Annotated in this window: 14 protein-coding genes; 5 read left to right on the top strand and 9 right to left on the bottom strand. The window is 70.1% G+C overall.

Annotated features, from left to right (window positions below; translation table 11 throughout):
* Positions 1-7 precede the first annotated feature (7 nt).
* From K8625_RS20670 to K8625_RS20650, 5 genes are all read right to left on the bottom strand, one after another.
* Positions 8-565 carry a hypothetical protein gene (locus K8625_RS20670; protein ID WP_223783667.1) on the bottom strand — a complete coding sequence of 186 codons (558 nt, stop codon included), beginning with the start codon at positions 563-565 and terminating at the stop codon, positions 8-10.
* A gap of 86 nt (positions 566-651) precedes the next feature.
* On the bottom strand, positions 652-1782 hold the full coding sequence (locus K8625_RS44195) for a hypothetical protein (RefSeq protein ID WP_305070654.1): 1131 nt from the start codon (positions 1780-1782) through the stop codon (positions 652-654).
* A 35-nt stretch (positions 1783-1817) separates the two neighbouring features.
* Entirely contained in the window at positions 1818-2903 is a 1086-nt protein-coding gene (locus tag K8625_RS20660) for a hypothetical protein (RefSeq protein ID WP_223747391.1), read from the bottom strand.
* On the bottom strand, positions 2900-4150 hold the full coding sequence (locus K8625_RS20655; RefSeq protein ID WP_141328034.1) for a glycosyltransferase family 2 protein: 1251 nt from the start codon (positions 4148-4150) through the stop codon (positions 2900-2902). The genes K8625_RS20660 and K8625_RS20655 overlap by 4 nt, the downstream gene beginning before the upstream one ends.
* Positions 4151-4390: 240 nt before the next feature.
* Positions 4391-5605 (bottom strand): phosphatase domain-containing protein, encoded by a 1215-nt coding sequence (locus tag K8625_RS20650; protein WP_223783666.1) that lies wholly within the window; start codon positions 5603-5605, stop codon positions 4391-4393.
* Positions 5606-5688: 83 nt separating this feature from the next.
* Here K8625_RS20650 and K8625_RS20645 point away from each other — a divergent pair, with 83 nt between their 5' ends.
* On the top strand, positions 5689-6495 hold the full coding sequence (locus tag K8625_RS20645; RefSeq protein WP_223783665.1) for a 4'-phosphopantetheinyl transferase superfamily protein: 807 nt from the start codon (positions 5689-5691) through the stop codon (positions 6493-6495).
* Here K8625_RS20645 and K8625_RS20640 read toward each other — a convergent pair.
* Positions 6467-7252, bottom strand: coding sequence for a thioesterase II family protein (locus K8625_RS20640; protein ID WP_223747394.1), 786 nt, complete (start codon positions 7250-7252; stop codon positions 6467-6469). The genes K8625_RS20645 and K8625_RS20640 overlap by 29 nt on opposite strands.
* 165 nt (positions 7253-7417) lie before the next feature.
* On the opposite strand from K8625_RS20640, the gene cysD reads away from it, so the two are divergent.
* The 3 genes from cysD to cysC are packed head-to-tail and all read left to right on the top strand — an operon-like array spanning position 7418 to position 10138.
* On the top strand, positions 7418-8323 hold the full coding sequence (gene cysD, locus K8625_RS20635; protein ID WP_141328026.1) for a sulfate adenylyltransferase subunit CysD: 906 nt from the start codon (positions 7418-7420) through the stop codon (positions 8321-8323).
* Positions 8323-9579 (top strand): sulfate adenylyltransferase subunit 1, encoded by a 1257-nt coding sequence (locus K8625_RS20630; RefSeq protein ID WP_223747395.1) that lies wholly within the window; start codon positions 8323-8325, stop codon positions 9577-9579. Before cysD ends, K8625_RS20630 begins: the two co-directional genes overlap by 1 nt.
* Positions 9580-9586: 7 nt before the next feature.
* Positions 9587-10138 carry an adenylyl-sulfate kinase gene (cysC, locus tag K8625_RS20625; RefSeq protein ID WP_046714122.1) on the top strand — a complete coding sequence of 184 codons (552 nt, stop codon included), beginning with the start codon at positions 9587-9589 and terminating at the stop codon, positions 10136-10138.
* Positions 10139-10145: 7 nt separating this feature from the next.
* On the opposite strand, the gene K8625_RS20620 is transcribed toward cysC, so the two are convergent.
* Positions 10146-11732: an MBL fold metallo-hydrolase gene (locus K8625_RS20620; RefSeq protein ID WP_141328022.1), complete on the bottom strand. Its 1587-nt coding sequence runs from the start codon at positions 11730-11732 to the stop codon at positions 10146-10148.
* Between the two features lie 216 nt (positions 11733-11948).
* Between K8625_RS20620 and K8625_RS20615 the strand changes: the two genes are divergently transcribed.
* Positions 11949-13151 carry a PLP-dependent aminotransferase family protein gene (locus K8625_RS20615; RefSeq protein ID WP_370641937.1) on the top strand — a complete coding sequence of 401 codons (1203 nt, stop codon included), beginning with the start codon at positions 11949-11951 and terminating at the stop codon, positions 13149-13151.
* 6 nt (positions 13152-13157) lie between these two features.
* Here K8625_RS20615 and K8625_RS20610 read toward each other — a convergent pair whose 3' ends face one another.
* Positions 13158-14651 (bottom strand): amino acid adenylation domain-containing protein, encoded by a 1494-nt coding sequence (locus K8625_RS20610; RefSeq protein ID WP_223747397.1) that lies wholly within the window; start codon positions 14649-14651, stop codon positions 13158-13160.
* A complete protein-coding gene (locus K8625_RS20605) occupies positions 14648-15784 on the bottom strand; it encodes an acyl-CoA dehydrogenase family protein (protein ID WP_223783664.1) in 1137 nt (378 codons plus the stop codon). The genes K8625_RS20610 and K8625_RS20605 overlap by 4 nt, the downstream gene beginning before the upstream one ends.
* Between the last annotated feature and the right edge of the window lie 84 nt (positions 15785-15868).

Below are 15868 nucleotides of genomic sequence, written 5' to 3'. Positions count from 1 at the left end.
GCGGGGCCTACGGAGGCGGGACGCGGAGCTGGAGCGTCAGGCGCACGTTGTCCGAGCGGAGCCCCACCGGGCCATCGAAGGAGAAGGCCTCGGCAGGCAGCGCTCCCTCCCACGCCAGGGTGTCATCGGCCCAGACGCGCAAGGTGGGGCGGGTGAGCTCGACGCGCAGCACGTGCTCTCGTCCCCAGGCGGGCGCGCCGAGCGCGACACGGCGGGTGGGGCGCACGGTGACATAGCCTGAGTTCCCGCAGTCGGCGCTGCGGTGCAGGTCCGGGTTGCGCTTGTAGTTGACGACGAGGCCGGGCTTCGGCGTGAAGCGCCACATCACGTACACCACGTTGCAGCCATCCAGGGCGCGCAGCTTGAGGCCCACCTGCTGGCGCGGTGCTCCGGACTGCAACGCGCGCTGCTCCTCGGACGGGGCGTGGGGCGTGAAGCGCAGCTCGGCCCGCGAGGAGTCGGAGCCCGGGAGGATGGCTCGCAGCCGCGCGCCGTCCACGTCGAGCCGGCCGTCGGGCCGCCGCCGGGTCGCCCCCTCCGTCACCTTCAGCTGGCTCGGTGGCAAGGGCCTGTCCGCCGTCCTGGGCGCGGCCGCGAGGGCTCCTGACCCCAGGCAGGTCACCAGGAGCCACGTGCGCGCGCGGGTCCGCCTCAGGGCTGGGTGTTCCCGAGGAACGAGGTGAGCGCCTCCACATGGGCCGTCAGGTAGGCCTGCTCGGCGCGAAGCCTCGCCAGCTCCAACAGGAGGTAGTCCCGGAAGCGGCGAATCTCTCGCGTCTGCAGCGCCTCCACGTCGCGCAACTGGCCCTCCAGGTCCGTCACCAGCGCGGAGACCTCGCGCAGCCGGGCCTCCTCCGTCCTGTGCCGGGAGCGCAGCTCCACCAACAGCTCGGAGACCTGCTGGTCCATCCCCTCCACGTCATGCAGCGTCGCGCGGCGGCGGCCGTCGCGCGCGCGGGCGTTCGCCTTGCCCTGCCACAGGTGGCCCAGATCGTACGTGAGCATGACCTGCCCGAAGAGCGGCACGTCCTGGTCCACGTCGAAGACCTCGTCGTACCCGCCGCGCACGCTGAGCTGCCAGGCGCGGGCTCGACGCAGGCCACCGGCGGCGGACTCCACCGCGTCATCGGCCGCCCGGAGCTCCTCCAGCAGGGTCTCCAGCCGCTGCCCCCGGGCGAAGGCGGGACGGGCGGCCAGCCGCTCCCGCGCCAGCGCCGTGTCCGTGCTCAGCGAGCGCAGGTGGTCCAGCCGCACCTGGACGGCGTTGAGCTCCTCGAGCGTCGCGCGGCCTTGCTTGAGGTCGTCGCGCAGCGCGGTGACGAGCGCCTCCGCGCGGGGCAGGGCGTCCTGGAGGACACGGGCACGGGCCTCCAGCGCCGAGTCCTCGCCCAGCCCCGAGCCCTGGCGCACCGCCGCCTGGAGCGACGAGAGCGCCTGGTAGCGTCGGCACTCCGCCGCCGCGCGCCGGTGGATGGTGCGTCCGCGGTACAGGCCCACGAAGTCGTAGCTCAGGCCCGCAGTGACGCGCAGCTTGGGCTTGCCCAGGGCGGTGCCGCCCTCGGCCTCGCCGGTGTTCACCGCGCCGAAGCTCCCGAACACCTCCGGCGCCAGCTCCAGCGCGGCCTCCGCGTCACCCATCCCCTGGACCCAGTCGCAGTAGCCCGCGGAGCGCTCCTCCAAGCGAGCCTCCAGCGTGGTGGCCTCGGGCGTCGACTGGGCCCAGGAGACGGGAGTTCGCGCGGCGAGCAACAGCAGCGCGCCGCAAGTCAGGCTCTTCCGCATGGGACTTCTCCACCGTGTCGTCATGGGCGCGCGGCTCACAGCACCAGGGGCGCGCGGCCCAGGTGCAGCAGGTCCTCCCGGGCCGACGCGGCGTCCGTGAGCTTCAGCTCCACCATCACCCCGCGCAGCAGGTGCTGACGGATGGGGTGCTTGATGGAGACCTCGCCCTCCAGCACCCGCCCCACCACGCCCACCTCGCGGCACCAGACGACCTTCAGGGCGCAGGCGAACAGGGGCGCGCCCTCCGCCGCGTTGCCCAGGTTCTCGTACGGCACGAAGGCCACCGTCAGGTCCTTCTCGATGGCGCGCAGGTACGGCGAGGCCTTGAGCGACGCGATGAGCGCCTCATAACGCTGGGCCACGTCGTCGAGCGCCTTCGCGTCGTGCTCCAGGCTGCGCAGCGTCGCCTCCGCGCGCGCCTGCTCCAGCATCGAGTGCGTGTACTCCCGCTCCAGCAGCAGCACGTCCGACGTCATCCCGTCCGGCGTGCCGTCCTGCACCGCCGTCAGCCCCGCGATCTCACGGTGGATGCCCTCCACCCGCGTCTCCAGGTCCACCGTCGTCTGCGCCAGCGACAGGTTGCTCTGCGCCAGCTGCGCCAGGTGGTGGTTGAGGGTGAGCTTGTCTTCCTGCTGCAGGAGCCGTGCGCCATACAGCGCATCCGTGCGCGCGCGGGACAGGCCCGCGTAGGCGCGGTTGGACTCGAGGATCTCCTTGCGCGCCTCCTGGTACTCGCGGCGCAGCGTGGCCAGGCGCCTGGCCGTGCGGTCCTTGGAGGCGCGCTCGCCGCGCAGGGCGACCAGGAAGCGCTGCTGGAACGAGCGCTCCGCGGCCACGGTGCGCTGCGCGTCCGTCATCCGGTTCTCCACCGCGCGCTTCTCCGCGAGCACATGGTCCCGGGACGACGTCTGCGCGGCGAGCTGGGTGTTGAGCGTGAGGATCTGCGGGTCGGTGGGCGATATCACCGTCGGCGTCGCCCAGGAGTGGCTCAAGAGGAAGAAGCCCTGCACCGACAGGAACGAGATGAGGGCCGTGAGGATGAGGCCCAGCAACACCGAGCCCATCATCTTGTAGAGCGAGACGGCCACGGCGTTGATGCGATTGGCGACGCGTTGGTTCATGGAGAGCCCTCACCAGCGGGGTCGGTCGGAAGCTCGCCGCGGTTGGCCGCGGGACTGGGGGCCGGCGCGGCGCTGGGACTGCCCCGCGTCTCCCAGCTGCCGGAGTCCAGGGTCAGCAGCGCCAGCGGCGTGAACAGCGCGTACGTCACCGGCATCAAGAGGGCCATGGGCAGGAAGCACGCCCCATGCACCCGTCGCTCCTCCGGCAGGTGCCGCGTCTCCAGCCGGTAGATGATTCCCAAGAGGCCGATGACCAGGAAGTGGAACGCGAGGATGTCCATGAACTCACCCGTCAGGACGTTGTGGACGATGACGACGGGGTAGGCGAGCAGCAGCGCGAGCTGCGACACGTAGTGGATGGTGATGACCGGGTGCAGCCGCCACGCATGGGACAGGCCGCCCAGCAGGTCCACCAGGTTGGAGCGCCGCCACCGCAGCTGCTGGGAGAAGTAGCCCGCGAGCGTCGCCGGCGCGGCGGTGAAGCAGAACGCGTCCAGCGTGTAGACCGTCTCGTAGTCGTGTTTGACGATCTGCCGCGTGAGGAAGCGGTCCTCGCCGTACTTGATGGGCACGCCCGCGATGGCGCGCGCCTCCAGGATGGGCTCCAGCTCCAGCAGCACGTCGCGGCGGTACGCGGTGAGGCAGCCCGACAGGCACATCACCTGTCGGAAGCTGCGCTCCAGGTCCTTGAGCCACTGCTGGGCGAAGTGGAACTTGATCTCCACCATGCGCGTCAGCCAGTTCTGGTGTCGGTTCGTCACGTAGGTGCGGCCGCCCACCGCGGCGATGCGCGAGTGCGTGAAGCGGCGCACCAGGTGGCGCACGGCGGCGCGGTCCACGATGACGTCCGAGTCCACCGAGACGATGATCTCCGCGTCCACCGCGGCCTTCACGCCCCGGTTGATGCCCTTGCGCTTGCCCAGGTTCTCGGGGTTGCGCATCACGAGCACGTTGGGGTGGCCCTCGGCGGCCTTCATCGCCCACGCGTAGCTGTCATCCTTGGAGCAGTCGTCCACCACGACGATCTGCAGCAGCTCGCGGGGATAGTCCTGCTCCAGCAGGCTGCGGACGGCCTGGAAGATGCCCTGGCCCTCGTTGAAGAGGGGGATGACGATGGCGACCCGCGGCCGGTACGACTCGTCCACCTGGTCGATGCTCCGGCCCCGCACGCGGCGCAGGAACGGCCCCAGGATGTAGCGGTTCATCAGCACGACGATGAACAGCAGGTGGATGGGAAAGAGCTCCATCAGACCCCGCCCCCCATCACGCCACCCTCCCTCGCCACGGGGGGCGCTCCGCCCCTCGGCCCCCATGAGGGAGCGGTGGGAAAGTTGGCGACGCGGGGGCCCGCGCCAACTGCCCCCAGGGACGGTGGAAGGGGATTGCCCACCGGCGCGAGCGCGCGCCCCAGCGGCCGTCCGGAACAGGTCAGCCGGCCCGCCCCCGCGTCGAGGGGCGCTTCCGCCAGCCGACGCTCCCTCGGGACGTCAGTGCGCCGCGGGCGGCGAGGGCGACGTCAAGGCATCCGCGCGTTGCAGGTCGCGCAACAGCTCCGTCTTGCGCGCGTCGCGCTGGGCCGCGGAGGTGAAGGCGATGCCCTCCATGGACTCGCGCGCCGCGAGCGCCACGCGGGCCAGGCCATCCCGGGAGATGAGGCCCACCGCGAACGCGTCCACCGCCGCGCCCACGTAGGTGTCGAAGAAGTGGATGCGCTTGTCGCGCCACGCCCGCCGCGTCGTCTCAGGCGTGTCCACCACGTCGTGGATGAAGACGGCGTGCACCGCCTCCGGCGCGTGCTTCAGCATCCTGTCTCCGAACTCCACGTCGCCCTGGCCGCTGTCGCCCACGAAGACGAAGCTGTACTCGGGGAAGCAGCGCAGGTAGCGCAGGAAGTTGTCGAACTTCTTCGTGGCGATGCGCGAGTTGCCCAGGAGGTGCGTGAGGCTGCCGGACAGCACCACGTGCGGTGGAACGCCGTGCTTGCGCAGGCTGTCGAACGTCAGGTTCTCCACCGCGCCCAGCGGGTCCATGGGGCGCGCGGTGACGAAGGTGAGGTCGCCCTCGCGTCCGGGGATGATGCCCGGCCCCCGGTCCAGCTCCGCGTAGAAGGCGAGCACGCCCGGGTACACCGTCTTGGGCGGGTACCGGCTGTCCTTGAGGTTGGCGTAGAAGGTGTCGTCGATGTCGCTGAGCACCTTGCTCTCGCCGCTGGGCGCCAGGCGGGCCTCGTGCTGGATGTGGCCGAGGATCTCCTCGCGCAGCGCCACGTTGTCCACGTCGTCGAAGAGCAGCTTCTCCAGGTCCTGGTGGTTGTTGCCGGCGTCGAGCAGGTTCTTGAACGCCGTCAGATCGCGGCCCCGCACGCCGAGGAACAAATCCTTGATGCACTGCTCGGCGGTGTAGGGCGTGCCGCCCCTCTGGATGGCCGTCACCAGGCTGGCGCGCACGGGCAGCGCCAGCTCCTGCGCCCGCTCCCGGCACAGCAGCTTCATGAGGACGGTGTGGTGGTCCGGGCCGAAGACCCGGTCGTCCAGATCGCCCAGGAGCGACTCCAGGTCGACGTTGGCCAACAGGTAGTTCAGCTCGGCGGGCGTCGCGTCACCGAGCAGGTCCAGGATGCGGCGCTCCTCGCTGGCGTCGGTGTGACCGGCCATGAGCGTGCGCAGGGTCTCCAGCTTCTTCGTCGCGGCGCGTGGATCCATGTGGCTCCCCCCGTCCGGCGCGAGGCCGGCCTGGAACCTGGGGAGCCTACGCGGGGGTGGGGTGGGCGTGGTAGAGCAGGCGCATGTCGACTGTCGCGCCGCTGGAACTGGGTCCGGACGAAGTCCACGTGTGGATTGTCGAGCCCGAGCGCATCCTGGAGCGGCACCTCCTGGACGCGTACTGGGGCCTGTTGGACTCGGCCGAGCGCGAGAAGCAGCAGCGCTTCCGCTTCGAGCGCCACCAGAAGCAGTACCTGGTGAGTCACGCGCTGGTGCGCCTGACGCTGTCGCGCTACGCGCCGGTGCCGCCCACGGCGTGGAGCTTCTCGACCAACGCCTACGGGCGGCCGGAGATTCGCGGCGAGCACGGCGCCCGGCTGCGCTTCAACCTGTCCCACACCGACGGCATGGCGCTGGTGGCGGTGGGGCTGGACGCGGAGCTGGGCGCGGACGTGGAGGACGCGGAGCGCAAGGGCGAGACGGTGGAGATCGCCGACAGCTTCTTCGCCGCGCCCGAGGTCGCCGCGCTCAAGGCCCTGCCCGAGGGCGAGCAGCGCGGCCGCTTCTTCGAGTACTGGACGCTCAAGGAGTCCTACATCAAGGCCCGGGGCGCGGGCCTGTCCCTGCCGCTGGACCAGTTCGCCTTCCACCTGGAGGCGGGCAAGGAGCCGCGCATCTCGTTCGATGCGCGGATGAAGGACACGCCCCAGACCTGGCGCTTCATGCAGCTGCGGCCCTCGGCGCGTCACCAGGCCGCGGTGGCGATGCGCCGGCCGTGGGACCAGCCGTTCCGTGTGCGCTGGCAGTTCACCGTCCCGCTGGCGTCGGATGCGCCGCCCCGGTTCGAGGCGGCGCGGGGCCTCACGCTGGGGTCGACATCCACCGGGTGAGGTCCTCGCCCAGCGCGGCGAGCAGCGCGGCCTGCTGCGCGCGCAGGAAGAAGTGCCCGCCGTCGAAGTGACGGATGCGGAAGTCCGGGCTGCGCGTCTCCTCGCGCCACGTCTCCAGCCGGGCGAGCGACACGTGCTTGTCCGTGGTGCCGCCCATGACCGAGATGGGCACGTCGAGCTTCACGGGGGAGACGCCGTTCTCCCACCACGCGAGCGCGAAGTCCGCGCGCAGCGTGGGCACCAGCAGCTCCAGGAGCTCGCGGTGCTGGAGGATCTCCTCCGGCGTGCCGTCGTAGCGGCGCAGCTCCTCGATGAACTGCTCCTGCGGCAGGTGGTGGATGGGCTTGCGGTCCGACTCGCGCGGGGCGCCGGACGCAGCCAGCACCAGCCCGCGGGGCATGGGGCCGTTGCGCGCCTGCAGCCGCCGGGTGAGCTCCAGGGAGATGCGCGAGCCCATGCTGTAGCCGAAGAAGGCGAAGGGCTTGTCGAGCAGCGGCGCCAGCACCGGCAGCAGCGTGTCCACCAGCGCGGGCAGGCTGTCGAAGGGCTTCTCCATCAACCGCCGCTCGCGGCCGGGCAGCTGCACCGCGCACAGCTCCACGCCCGGTGGCAGGCCACCCTGCCAGCCGCTGTAGATGGAGGCGCTGCCGCCCGCGAAGGGCAGGGCGAACAGCCTCAGCCGAGCGTCCGGCAGGGGCTTGCGGGAAGGAAACCAGCGTTCGGGAGCGTTCGGATTCGAGGTGGGCGCACTGGGCATGGCGGTACGGTTCTGTCGCACAGCCGAGGAAAACGGGTCAAGCCCTGGCCACTTCGAGCCCGCTGAAGACTTCCACCCCGCGTACATGCCTGACTTGTTACGCGCGTATTTCGTGAATGAGTGGGCTGGCAGGACTCCGTGTGAGGCGTGCTAGCGTTTTCTCCCGTGAGCTACGAGCTTTCGCACCTGGACGCCCTCGAGGCGGAGTCGGTGTTCATCCTCCGGGAGGTGGTCGCCGAGCTGGACAGCCCGGTGCTGCTGTTCTCCGGCGGCAAGGACTCCGCGGTGATGCTGCACCTGGCGGTGAAGGCCTTCGCGCCCGCGCCGCTGCCTTTCCCCCTCATGCACGTGGACACCGGGCACAACTTCCCGGAGGTGCTCGCGTACCGGGACGCACGCGTGGCCGAGCTGGGCGCGAGGCTGCTGGTGGCGTCCGTGCAGGAGGCCATCGACGCCGGGCGGGTGGCGGAGGAGAAGGGGCCCCGCGCCTCGCGCAACCGGGCGCAGACGGTGCCGCTCCTGGAGGCCATCGAGAAGCACCGCTTCAACGCCGTGTTCGGCGGCGCGCGCCGGGACGAGGAGAAGGCGCGCGCGAAGGAGCGGGTGTTCTCCTTCCGCGACGAGTTCGGCCAGTGGGACCCCAAGCACCAGCGCCCGGAGCTGTGGAGCCTGTACAACGGCCGCCACCGCCGGGGTGAGCACCTGCGCGTCTTCCCGCTGTCCAACTGGACGGAGCTGGACGTGTGGCAGTACATCGCCCGCGAAGGTGTGGCGCTGCCCTCCATCTACTTCAGCCACCGGCGCGAGGTGTTCCGTCGGGACGGCATGTTGATGGCGTGGTCCCCGTACCTGCCGCTGCTCCCGGGCGAGGAGGTGACGACGGCGGCGGTGCGCTTCCGCACGGTGGGCGACATGACGTGCACCGCGTGCGTGGAGTCGGAGGCGGTGAAGGTGGAGGACGTCATCTCGGAGATCGCCGCCTCGCGCGTCACGGAGCGGGGCGCGAGTCGCGCGGACGACAAGTTCAGCGAGACGGCGATGGAAGACCGCAAGCGCGAGGGGTACTTCTAGTGGAACTGCTACGCTTCGCGACCGCGGGCTCCGTCGACGACGGCAAGAGCACCCTCATCGGCAGGCTGCTCCACGACACGCGCTCGATTCTCGAGGACCAGCTGGCCGCGGTGGAGCGCACCAGCCGCGCGCGCGGGGACGAGTACGTCAACCTGGCGCTGCTGTTGGACGGGCTCAAGGCCGAGCGCGAGCAGGGCATCACCATCGACGTGGCGTACCGCTACTTCGCCACGGCGAGCCGCAAGTTCATCATCGCGGACACGCCCGGGCACCTGCAGTACACGCGCAACATGGTGACGGGGGCGTCCACGGCGGACCTGGCGCTCATCCTGGTGGACGCGCGCAAGGGCGTGCTGGAGCAGACGCGGCGCCACGCGTTCCTCGCGTCGCTCCTGCGCGTGCCGCACCTGGTGCTGTGCGTGAACAAGATGGACCTGGTGGGCTTCGACGCGGCCGTCTTCGAGGCCATCCGCGAGGAGTTCCGCCAGTTCTCCATGAAGCTGGACGTGACGGACCTGACGTTCATCCCCATCTCCGCGCTGGGCGGGGACAACGTGGTGACGCGCTCGGAGAAGATGCCCTGGTATCAGGGGCCGACGCTGTTGCACCACCTGGAGAACGTGCACATCGCGTCGGACCGCAACCTCATCCACGTGCGCTTCCCCGTGCAGACGGTCATCCGGCCCATGTCGTCGAGGTTCCCGGACTACCGCGCGTACGCGGGGCAGGTGCTGGGCGGGGTGCTCAAGCCCGGCGACGAGCTGATGGCGCTGCCCTCCGGGTTCACCACGCGCATCCGCTCGCTGGACCTGGCGGGGCGGGAGGTGGCGCAGGCGTTCCCGCCCATGTCCGTGAATGTGTCGCTGGCGGACGAGCTGGACATCAGCCGGGGCGACCTGCTGTGCCGTCCGGGCAACCCGCCGCACGTGGGGCAGGACCTGGACGCGATGGTGTGCTGGCTGGCGGAGGGCGTGTCGCTGCAGACGGGCTCGCGGCTGGCGCTCAAGCACACCACGCGCTCGGTGCGCGCGCAGGTGAAGCAGCTGCACTACCGGCTGGACATCAACACGCTCAGCCGCGACGAGCAGAGTCCCCGGCTGGCGCTCAACGAGATTGGCCGGGTGACGCTGCGCACCACGGCGCCGTTGTTCTTCGACGCGTACCGCGACAACCGGCACACGGGCAGCTTCATCCTCATCGACGAAGCGACGAACGCGACGGTGGGGGCCGGGATGATCAACGGCCCCGCCGTGTGAGGTGCGCATGAACCGGCGGGGCTTCATCCTCTGGCTGACGGGCATGTCGGGCGCGGGCAAGAGCACGCTGTCGCGGGCGCTGCGCGAGCGGCTCTCCCCCGAGCGCGCCGTGGAGGTGCTGGACGGCGACGAGGTGCGCACGTGGCTGACGCGGGGCCTGGGCTTCTCGCGCGAGGACCGCGAGGAGAACGCGCGGCGCATCGGCCATGTGGCGCGGCTGCTCGCGCGGCACGGCGTGGGCGTCATCGTCGCGGCCATCTCCCCGTACCAGCGCTCTCGCGCGGAGGTGCGCGCGCTGGCGGCGGAGGCCCAGGTGGACTTCGTGGAGGTCTACATCGAGGCGCCCCTGGACGCGCTCATCACCCGCGACGTGAAGGGGCTCTACAAGAAGGCGCTGGCGGGGGAGCTGCCGCACTTCACCGGCGTCTCGGACCCCTACGAGGCCCCGGAGTCGCCGGACGTCACGGTCCGCTCGGCGACGGAGCCGGTGGAGGCGGGGGTGGAGCGCGTGCTGGACGCGCTCCGGGCGCGGGGCCACCTGTCACCCCGCGCCGCGTGAGCGCTCGCTAGAGCACGCGCTCCATGCGCACGTACGGGCGCTCGGCCTGGATGCCCTTGGCGCGGCAGTGCTCCAGGTACTTGTTGGACTCGATGAGCTGGGGCGCCGTCTCGTCGTAGACGAGGATCATCACGTGGCGCAGCCAGGGCTCCTGACCCATGGCGTAGACGTAGACCTCCTTGGGCGTCAGGTAGTTGGAGATCTCCGACGCGCGGGCGCAGTCGGAGCCGTTGAGGCGCCGGGCCTGGTCCATCTTCCGGGGCAGCGGGTTGGTGAGCAGCGGGCCGTACATCCAGCTCATCGGGCCGCCCTCGCACTCCATGCCGAGGAAGAGGATGTCGATGGGCCCGATGATTTCGCGCAGGTGCTGGTACATCCGCGGCTCGAGCGCGTTGGAGTCCGCCGCCATCAGGATGGACTTGCCGCCCAGCCGCACCAGGTGCGCCGTCTTCGCCTGGATGGCCAGGTCACTGTGCTCGCCGATGAAGGGCAGGCCGGTGATGGAGCCGCCGGGGATTTGAATCTCCTGCAGGTCGTCGATCTCCACCACGTTCTTGAAGCCCGTGGCCTGGAGCATCAGCCGCAGCGAGGGGTCCGCCAGCGAGTTGCCGTTGTTGCGCGGGACGATGATGGTGCCCACGCGGTGACGCAGCTGGATGAGCGTCTCCATCATCAGGTGGTCGGCGTGTCCGTGGGTGATGACCACGTAGTCCACGTGCTCGGGCAGGTCCGCGTGGGTGTAGCGCGGCAGGTCCGTGGGGAACTCGTAGCTGATGACGGGGTCGGTGAGGATGCTCACCTCCTTGGTCTCCAGCAGCACGCAGGCGTGGCCGAAGTAGCGCACGCGCACGCCCTCGCCGTCATAGCGGGCGGCCTTGCGCGGCACCACGTCGGTGAACAGGTCCGCGAACGCGGCGGCGGCCTTGGACGGCACGCCGAGCATCTCCGCCACCTGGCCCGGAGAGCCCGGCGTGTGGCGCATGCGGAACAGCGCGTCCAGGCCCTCGTGACGGAAGGGCACGTTGAGCCAGATGGGCGTGTCCTCCTCCAGGCGCGGCGTGCTGAAGATGTACGGGCGCCAGTCGCCGTCCACCTGGGACAGCGTCACGCTCTGCGAGGACTCCTGGTAGAAGCGGCTCTTGTAGAGCAGGGGCTCGATGAAGCGGGCGCTGGCGCGGTTGCTCAGGTCGTACGTGAGCTCCACGTAGCCGCGCAGCAGGTCGGGCACCTTGGCGTAGAGCGCCTCGAGCGAGCCGCCGTTGTTGGGCGCGAGCAGCTGCTCCAGCTCGCCCACCGCCTTGGTGTAGGCGAGCATGTGGGCCTGCTCCTTCTGCGTGCGCTCCAGGAGCTCCTTCACGCGAGGGGCCTTGGCCGTGGGGTGGTTGATGAAGGGGCCGCCCATCAACATGGGGTTCTTCAGCGCGGCCACGTGCACGTCCGGGTTCGCGACGAAGGACTGCATCAGCTTCTGGTGCAGGTTCGTGACGAACAGGGGCGCGGTGGCCGGCGAGAGCAGGTACCACCACGCGTACCACTGGTTGTACAGCGGCTCGATCGCCACGTTGGGCTTGAGGTACATCGGTCGGTCCAGCATCGGTTCTCCAGGCGAGCTTCGATTATCGAGGAGGGCTCGGAGACTGGGAAGCCCCAGGTGACGGCTGGCCGCCCGCCGAGCGCGAGTAGGGCTCCGGGCCCACGCGGGGTGTGTCTTCCGGGTGTGGCTTCCTGCTCGCTCGGCTTTCCCGTGCGCTACGATTGCGGCGGAGTTTCAAGAGTGCGCAGGTTTTGCGCGTCATCACGTGGAGACATCGTGAAGGCTCCGTCGAGTGTGGCCGAGTTGCCGGTGGCGTCGTGGGCGCGGGGGCTGGGGCCGTCCGCCATCCAGGACATGTTGCAGAAGATCACGCGGCCGGGGGTGTACTCGTTGGCCCTGGGGTTGCCGGCGGCGGAGCTGTTCCCGACGGAGGGGATGGCGGAGGCGGCGGCGCGGGTGCTGGCGGAGCAGGGGCAGGCGTTGCAGTACTCGGCGACGCTGGAGCCGTTGCGCGAGCAGGTGGTGGCGCTGATGGCGAAGCGGGGCGTGCGGTGCTCGCCGGAGCAGGTGTTCCTGACGACGGGGGCGCAGCAGGGGATGAACCTGCTGGCGCGGCTCTTGTTGGAGCCGGGGCGCAGCGTGTTGTTGGAGGACCGGGTGTATTCGGGGTTCCAGCAGGTGCTCGCGCCCTACGACGTGCGTCGGGTTCCGGTGCGGCGGGATGCACGCACGGGGTTGGACCTGGATGGGATGGAGGCGCTGCTCGCGGCGGGTGAGCGGCCGGCGCTGTTCTACACGATGAGCGACGGGCACAACCCGCTGGGGACGAGCCTCGCGCGGGAGGCTCGGGAGCGGCTGGCGGGGCTGGCGCGCGAGTACCGGATGCCGGTCATCGAGGATGATGCGTATGGGTTCCTGCACTACGAGGAGGGCGGGGCGCTCGCACCGGTGAAGGCGTGGGAGTCGGAGTGGGTGTTCTACGTCGGCTCGTTCTCGAAGATCCTCGCGCCGGCGCTGCGGGTGGGCTGGGTGGTGGTGCCGGAGTGGATGGTGTTCCGGCTGGCGACGGTGAAGGAGGCGAGCGACATCGACACGACGACCTTCCCGCAGCGGATGGTGCTGGCGTTCCTCCAGTCGGGGCGATTGGAGGGACATCTGGCGACGCTGCGGCGGGAGTACCGGCTGCGGCGGGACACGTTGCTGAAGGCGCTGGAGACGCAGCTGCCCACAGGGGCGACGTGGACGACGCCCACGAGCGGGATGTTCGTCTGGGTGGAGCTGCCCGAGGGGATGGACAGCACGGTGTTGCTGTCACGCGCGCTGGAGACGCAGCAGGTGGCGTACCTGCCGGGACAGGCCTTCGCGGTGAGCGGTGGACGCTCGGCGTCGCATGGCCTGCGGTTGAACTTCTCCGCCTGCGCGCCGGAGCGGATCACCGAGGCGGTGCGCAGGTTGGGTGAGGTGCTGCGGGCGGGGTGAGCTCCGTCAAGTGCGCCGCGGCGCCAGGTCGCGGAGCGCTCGCCGGTCGAGCTTGCCGTTCTGGGTCCTTGGCAGCTCCGCCAGCACGCGGAGCTCGTCGATGATCATGTACCGGGGCAGTCGCTCGGCGCAGTGCTTCTTGAGCTGGAGGAGGGTGGGCTTCGTGCCGTCGACGGCCACGACGAAGGCCACCAGTCGCGCGTCCAGGCCGGACTCGGTGGTGACGACCCCTGCCTCCCGCACTGCTGGATGGGTCAGCAGCGCCGTCTCGATTTCGCCCGGCTCGATGCGCCGCCCTCGCACCTTCAGCATGTTGTCGCGGCGACCGAGGTACTCGAACCCGCCATCCGGAAGCTGACGGCAGAGGTCCCCCGTCGCGTAGGGCCGCGCCTCCTGTGGCGGCTGACCCCAGTATCCCAGCATCACCGTGGGCCCCTCCACCATCAGCTCTCCGACGCCCGGCTGCGTCGCTTCGTCCGCCAGCCAGACGCGGTTACCACAGCTCGCATGTCCGATGGGCACCGGCTCGGTGCGCTCGGGGGCGATGTCGCCCACTTCGTAGGCGGTGCAGACGTTCGTCTCCGTGGGACCGTACAGGTTGAAGAACCGCGCGGTGGCGAGGCGCTCTCTCAGTGGGCGCAGGTGGCGGATGGGGAAGGGCTCGCCCGCGAACAGCACCGTCCGGAACGGGAGGTCTTCGTGCTCCAGCAGTCCTCCCTCCGACATCATCAGGATGAGCGCGGAGGGCACCGAGTACCAGACGGTGAACCGCTCGCGCAGCACCAGCTCCACCAGCTTCTTCGGCGTGAAGGCCAGCGCCTCCGGGATGAGCGTGACGGAGGCGCCCCCGAGGAACGCCGCATAGAGGTCCAGCACCGAGAGGTCGAAGAAGAACGGCGCGTGGTTGCTGAAGCGGTCCTCCGGCGTGGTGCCCAGCAGCGCATGGCTCCACTCGATGAAGGCCAGGGCGTTGCGCTGGCTGATGCACACGCCCTTGGGCGTGCCCGTGGAGCCGGAGGTGTAGAGGATGTAGGCCAGCGCGTGGTCGTCCAGGCCATGCCCCGGCAGCGACTCCGGGGAGACGTTGCCCAGGTTCGTCCATGCGCGCGCAGGACCCGTGTCGTCCACCAGCAGGAAGCGCAGACGGTCGAGGCCCCCGTTGCGCAGCTCGGATGCACGTGCGGCGCTGGTCACCACCACGTCGATGCGGCAGTCGTCGAGGATGAGCCGCGTGCGCGCGGCCGGGTTCAGTGGATCCAACGGGACATAGGCGGCGCCCAGCCGCGCGATGCCCTGCATGGCGGCCACTGCTCGCGCCGACTTCTCGGTCCACAGGCCTACCCGGTCGCCGCGCTGGACCCCCAGCTCCTGGAGGACCCGCGCCACCTGGTTGGCGAGCGCGTCGAGCTGTCCGTACGTGAGGATTTCATCGGGACCCCTGACGGCGATGGCCCCGGGGTTCCGCGCCGCGGCGCGCATGACAATCTGGTCGAGCGTCATAGGCCCAGGTGACTGGCGATGATGTCGCGTTGCATCTCCGAGGTGCCGGAGAAGAGGGCGCTGGGAATGGCGTCACGCAGCACGCGCTCGATGCCCACCTCGGCCACGTAGCCCAGGCCTCCGTGGATCTGGATGGCATCCAGGCCGCATTGGATCGCCCCCTCACTGATGGCCAGCTTGGCGAGGGACACCTCCATCGCCGCCTCCTGCCCGCGGTCCATCAGCCAGCAGGCCCGGTACAGGAGCAGTCGCGCCGCATCGAGCCGCTGCTTCATGTCCGCCAGCCGATGGGAGATGGCCTGGTTCTTTCCGATCGCCCGCTTGAACTGCTTGCGCTGTCGGGCGAAGTCCACCGTCTGCTCCAGCACCCGCTCCATCAACCCGACATAGGCGCCGAACAGACACGCCCGCTCCCACTGCATCGAGCGCTTGAACATCGGCGCGCCCTGGCCTTCCTCCCCGAGCCGCGCGGAGGCGGGCACCCGACAGCTCTCCAGATAGAGCGGGGCGATGGGGGAGGTGGACAGGCCCATCTTCTGGAAGGGCCGTCCCACCGAGAGCCCCGGCGTGTCCTTCTCGATGAGGAAGGCGCTCAAGCCCATGTAGCCGTGTGAGGGCGAGGTGACGGCGTACACCAGGAACACGTCGGCGACCGGCCCGTTGGTGACGTAGCTCTTGCTCCCATCGAGCACATAGTCGTGGCCGTCGCGCACCGCCCGCGTCTTGAGCGCGAAGACGTCCGAGCCCGCCTCCGGCTCCGAGATGGCGTTGGCGCCCACCCACGCTCCCGCGCACAACCGGGGGAGGTAGCGCTGCTTCTGCGCCTCGTCGCCGCACTCCAGCACCGGCAGCACGCACGCGAACAGGTGCGCCCCCACGGAGAAGACCAGCCCCGTGTCCGCGCATCCGCGTCCCAGCGCCTCCATCACCCGCGCCGTCGTCAACGTGTCCAGCCCGAGCCCTCCGTGGTGCTCGGGCACGGGCAGGCCCAGGAAGCCGAACTCACCGCATCGGCGCCAAAGGTCCCTCGGGAATCCCTCATGGCCGCTGGCCTCCGCGCTCAACTCCGACTTCGCGAACGACAGAGCGCTGTCGTACAGCTCCACCTGTTCACTCGAAAAGCTGAAGTCCATGCGGTCCTGAGTCGTCAGGGGTTGATGGGCCAGCCGCGCCGTGAGATTCGTGGGCGTCTGAAGACTTTCACCCTGGTGTGTGTG

Origin of the sequence: Myxococcus sp. AS-1-15 (assembly GCF_020037055.1) — a bacterium.
GTDB classification, from domain to species: Bacteria; Myxococcota; Myxococcia; order Myxococcales; family Myxococcaceae; genus Myxococcus; species Myxococcus fulvus.
The sequence above is the reverse complement of the archived record's forward strand: the minus strand, read 5'-3'. Positions and strand labels throughout refer to the sequence as shown.